General features: G+C 47.8%; 4 protein-coding genes, 2 pseudogenes and 1 other annotated feature. Of the genes and pseudogenes, 3 read left to right on the top strand and 3 right to left on the bottom strand.

Features of this window, described 5'->3' with window-relative positions:
• From ACNA1V_RS17305 to ACNA1V_RS17315, 3 genes and pseudogenes are all read right to left on the bottom strand, one after another.
• Nucleotides 1-130, bottom strand: a 130-nt coding sequence (locus ACNA1V_RS17305; protein WP_415834817.1) for an IS3 family transposase, incomplete at both ends; no start/stop codon positions are given.
• Between the two features lies 1 nt (nucleotide 131).
• A pseudogene (locus ACNA1V_RS17310) lies at nucleotides 132-429 on the bottom strand (IS3 family transposase); the annotation flags it as partial.
• Nucleotides 258-374 (bottom strand) — a sequence feature (AL1L pseudoknot). It overlaps the preceding pseudogene by 117 nt.
• Before the next feature lies 1 nt (nucleotide 430).
• Nucleotides 431-652: pseudogene (locus ACNA1V_RS17315) on the bottom strand (transposase); the annotation flags it as partial.
• Between the two features lie 337 nt (nucleotides 653-989).
• On the opposite strand from ACNA1V_RS17315, the gene ACNA1V_RS17320 reads away from it, so the two are divergent.
• From ACNA1V_RS17320 to ACNA1V_RS17330, 3 genes are all read left to right on the top strand, one after another.
• Nucleotides 990-1,454 (top strand): hypothetical protein, encoded by a 465-nt coding sequence (locus tag ACNA1V_RS17320; RefSeq protein ID WP_415834814.1) that lies wholly within the window; start codon nucleotides 990-992, stop codon nucleotides 1,452-1,454.
• A gap of 42 nt (nucleotides 1,455-1,496) precedes the next feature.
• Nucleotides 1,497-2,297, top strand: coding sequence for a hypothetical protein (locus ACNA1V_RS17325; RefSeq protein ID WP_415834815.1), 801 nt, complete (start codon nucleotides 1,497-1,499; stop codon nucleotides 2,295-2,297).
• Nucleotides 2,298-2,670: 373 nt separating this feature from the next.
• Nucleotides 2,671-4,002: a hypothetical protein gene (locus tag ACNA1V_RS17330; RefSeq protein WP_415834816.1), complete on the top strand. Its 1,332-nt coding sequence runs from the start codon at nucleotides 2,671-2,673 to the stop codon at nucleotides 4,000-4,002.
• The last annotated feature ends 163 nt before the right edge of the window (nucleotides 4,003-4,165 follow it).

Below are 4,165 nucleotides of genomic sequence, written 5' to 3' on the forward strand. Positions count from 1 at the left end.
TCAGCCATCGTGGTGCGCACGCGCTTGCCTCGACGCACACCCTGTAAACCCAAACGACGCATCAGGCGTTCAACCGTGCAGCGGGCCACGGCAATGCCTTCGCGCTGTAACTGGTGCCAGACCTTGCGTANGCCATAGACCTGCATGTTGGCTTGCCAGACACGCCCAATTTCTGCCATTAAGCCTTCGTCACGCTGGCTGCGCGCACAGCGCAATTCTGGGCGTCGTTGGCGGGCGGCATGGCGCCGATACGCCGATGGGGCAACCTGCAACACCTTGCAGATCGGCTCGACCCCGTAAACGTCCCGGTGCCGGTCGATATAGGCATTTATTTCTTCAGTTCGCGGTCGAGCGCCGCCTGGGCGAAAAAAGCACTGGCCGATTTGAGGATCTCGTTGGCCCGACGCAGCTCTTTATTCTCTCGTTCCANGGCCTTCATACGTTCGCGTTCGCTGGTGGTCATGCCGTCACGCATGCCGCTGTCGATCTCGCTGCGCTTGACCCAATCCAGCAGCGTGGCCGGCACGCAACCGATCTTCGGCGCAATGGATTCGACGGCCGCCCACAGCGACGGATACTCCCCACGGTGCTCCTGTACCAGGCGCACGGCGCGTTCGCGAACCTCAGGGGAAAACTTGTTCTGCTTGCTCATAGTGGCTCCATTTTCTCAAAGAGTGGAGCCTCCGCAAAACCCGGGACGATTCAGTTTCCACGTCACGCTATCGCGTGGATCATCGGTATCGACAACTGTTTCTGGATGAGGTGGAACGGCAGTGGGCGTTGGTGAAGCGCAAGGAGGTGCCTTGGGGGCTGGTGCCGGATGAGGCGGCGGTGCACAGGCTGGCGTTTGGGTTGGTGCGAGTGCCTGGGAGGACGCGGGCGGATGAGATGAGGGAGATAGCGGAGTAGTTTTGGGGGAGTCGTCAGACTTTATATAAGATTTTGTTTAAAATTAAAGTGTGAAAAGTGGTTTTTTGGATTGTTTGATTATGAAAAATTTTATTATGTTGGCGGGATGTTTTCTCGTTGTGGGTTGCGCTACTGGTCCAACCCCTAATTATTTCAACGGGAATTACTATATGGCTGGAGATGAGAGCTGTGTCAGACTAAGGCCATTATCGAATGCAAGGGTTATGTGCATAGATAAGGCTGGAAGGGAAACGGGGTATAGAGATGCCATGACTTATGAGCAAATGCAGATGTATCGTATGCATATGCTTAATCAGCAGGCTCAAATGGATCAGCTGAGTCGACAGTTGCAGCAGACCGGACAATCTTTTCAAAATGCTGGCCAACAAATACTCCAGCAAAGCCAATCATGGTCTGTGCCTCAGGTTCAGCCTATTCCATCATATGGTGGTGGTGTAACTACTTATCGGCGAGTGGGGAACACTATTATTGATTCAAATGGTCAGTCATGTCAGGTGGTGGGGCAGAATATTATTTGTAGGTAATGAGGTTTTTTGTTTTAATGTATTTGATATTTTCATTGAAAAATGGAAGATTATTCTTACATAACATTGGCAACTCTCAGGTCAATATCTTATGATTGCTTAGGTCTTTTAAATAATTTTTCGGATGAATATATATTCAGAAATATTTTCGAAATGGATCTCTCAGCCTTGTTGAGTCTTGCTGATGCAAAAAGATTGTATGTTCAAAAGCTTGCGATTGAAAATAAATCTGAGTGTCTAGTAATGTCAAGGGCGCTTTATAGGCAGAGCTATATGTTTGATGTGGATTATCCGAAATTTCATTTTTCCGATTGTTGCAAGTATTTAAGGTCGGATTTTGTAAATTTCATTATCCCTGTTGAGGTTGATCAGCATCCGCGACGAAATGAAATCATAGATTATTGTAATAAGCCAGATGTTCGTGCAACCTTTGATCCTGAAAAGCCAGATGTTTTTTGGGCAAAAATCGAAGTTAAGTATAAAATATTTATTAGCCCGGAAAGAATTCAATACCGAAATAGTGGCGCTTTTATGGATAAATCCGCAGTGGATGATTTGAAGGCTGGCATTATTGGGAGCGTGAATAAGTCGCTTGAAATGCTTGCGGAAGATGTGGGTTCTGTTCTGCTTGCGAGGCGGTATGCGCCTAGCAGAGTAAAAGCAACTCGGGGTATCGAGGATGAGAAAGAGAAATTTAGGGTGGGTTTGTTTTTTGATTTTAAGCTAAAGATTATTAAAGACTTGGCTTTGCTGTATTTTCATTTGAATGAAGGTAAGGCACGCTTGCCTAAGGAGTTGTTGTTGAAGATAGGTTTGGCTCCTTGCAAGCATTGTTATGCGTGAGTTAAAGAGTGGCGAAATTTTGATTGTGATTCGCGTAATTGGATTTACACGATTCTGGTTTGCATAAGAAGGCTCTGATTGTGTCTGTTGCCGCTACTCATGAATTAATACAATGCCAAAAAAACTGTCGTCTCAGGCGGATGCAAGCAGTGTTATTAACTGCGCTGGGGGCATTCATGTTGGCGATGCTGTATGGGCTGTCCGACGGATACTCGTATCGGGAGGGTCTGCAATCTGATTTCATAGTGTTATTCACGTTATTGTCCATACTGCTCCTCGTGCTTGGGTTGTTTGCATTCGCTATAATTGTTTTTTCCATTGGATACGCCTTAGGAATTACTCTAGCTTGAATGATGCCCTCCAGGAAATTCTCGTGACCCGTGATTTGTCTGTCGCGCGCGAGAACATGGCTCGGTGCAGGATACAGGCTGAGAAAAATCATTTATATGCAAGCGCACTATGCGTCTTGCAACCACAGTTAGAAAAATATCTTGACGAGCTTACGCAGCAGAATCTGCAGCAATGTCTGATGACTGACGTGACCACTGCACGAAAACAGTGTTTACAGCATTTGGACGAAGTCCGTAATCGGATGCCGCTCATAAAAGTAGACACGTCTTTGAGTGAAAATTTGCAGCGACTGAGGCAGCGGCGTGAGGAGCTAAATACACAATGGGAAGAAGCCTACAAGAGGTTTTCTTGGTGGAGCAAAATTAAGTATTTTGAAGGCCCGGATTTTAGCGAAATAGATAAGTCCATTGCACAGCTAAAGGAACTGCACGAACGCTTGCATGCCAAGCATGCGGAAGAATTCGTTCGTCTAGATCGGTATTTCACTGAGATGAATAGTCGTGCCGAGGCACGCATTGCAGCCAGTCAGAGCCAGATTGAGCAGTTCATTGCTCATGTGATTACACGAGAAAATGAGGTAGTGCTGCCTTTTAAAGCCGGTATGCTTCTCTCGATGATGTCGGTTCCGGTTTCGTTGTGGCGTGATGTCAGCGTAGCGGGAAGTATCTACGATGCATTGCGCAAGGTGAATGGCCATTATGCTGGCATGAGTGATGGCGATATATGGTTGGAAACACTTTTTATGCCTGCTGAGAGTTTGGTCGGATTGGCGTCTTTAGTCAAAGGGGCTTATTTTGAGCAACTGGTGGCCGCAGATACTGGCGGCGTTTTGTTTGAATACTTTAATAATCCTGGAACTGATATAGTCATTGACGGTGTGGCTTATCAGCTGAAAGCAACTTCTAGCGCGGCTTACGTGAATAGCGTGGATGCCGATATTCCTGTCATTGCCACGTCGGAAGTGGCAGAGCAGACGCGTGCCATCGACTCAGGTTTTAGCAATATTGAGCTGGAACATTCGGTAGGCCTTGCTCTGGGCGGTTCCGTGATTGATATCAAGGATACGGCGGTCGATGCGCTCCTTATTGGTGTGGGTGGCCTGGGATTATTTGCGACACTCCAAGGTGTTAATCACGCTGCAAAGCGTTATCACAACGGTGGCGATGCTGTTGAGGCTATCTTTTCCGGAGCGGGTGTGGCTATTGAGGGAACCGCTCGAGCGCTGGTGAATACCGCGGAACTTGGCTTCAAGGTGCTGACTTCTGCACCCAGCCGTTTTGTCGGTCGTACTGTGCTAGCTGGATTAAAAAAGCTAGACGATAAACTCGCGGAACCTGACGCTAAGTCGAAGTGATTGCCCAGTCAAGCCAACAGACTTTCTGAAGGGGCCTGTCAGAGATTTCGTGTTTAAGGCATAACATGCACTCAAGGAGTGATTATGCCTCGCAAGACAAAGACCCCACTGCCGGTATTGCCGGTTATTCCAGCCGAACTGCTTGAACAGTTCGGTGACGGCC

This window comes from Kerstersia similis (assembly GCF_965139615.1).
GTDB classification, from domain to species: Bacteria; Pseudomonadota; Gammaproteobacteria; order Burkholderiales; family Burkholderiaceae_B; genus Kerstersia; species Kerstersia similis.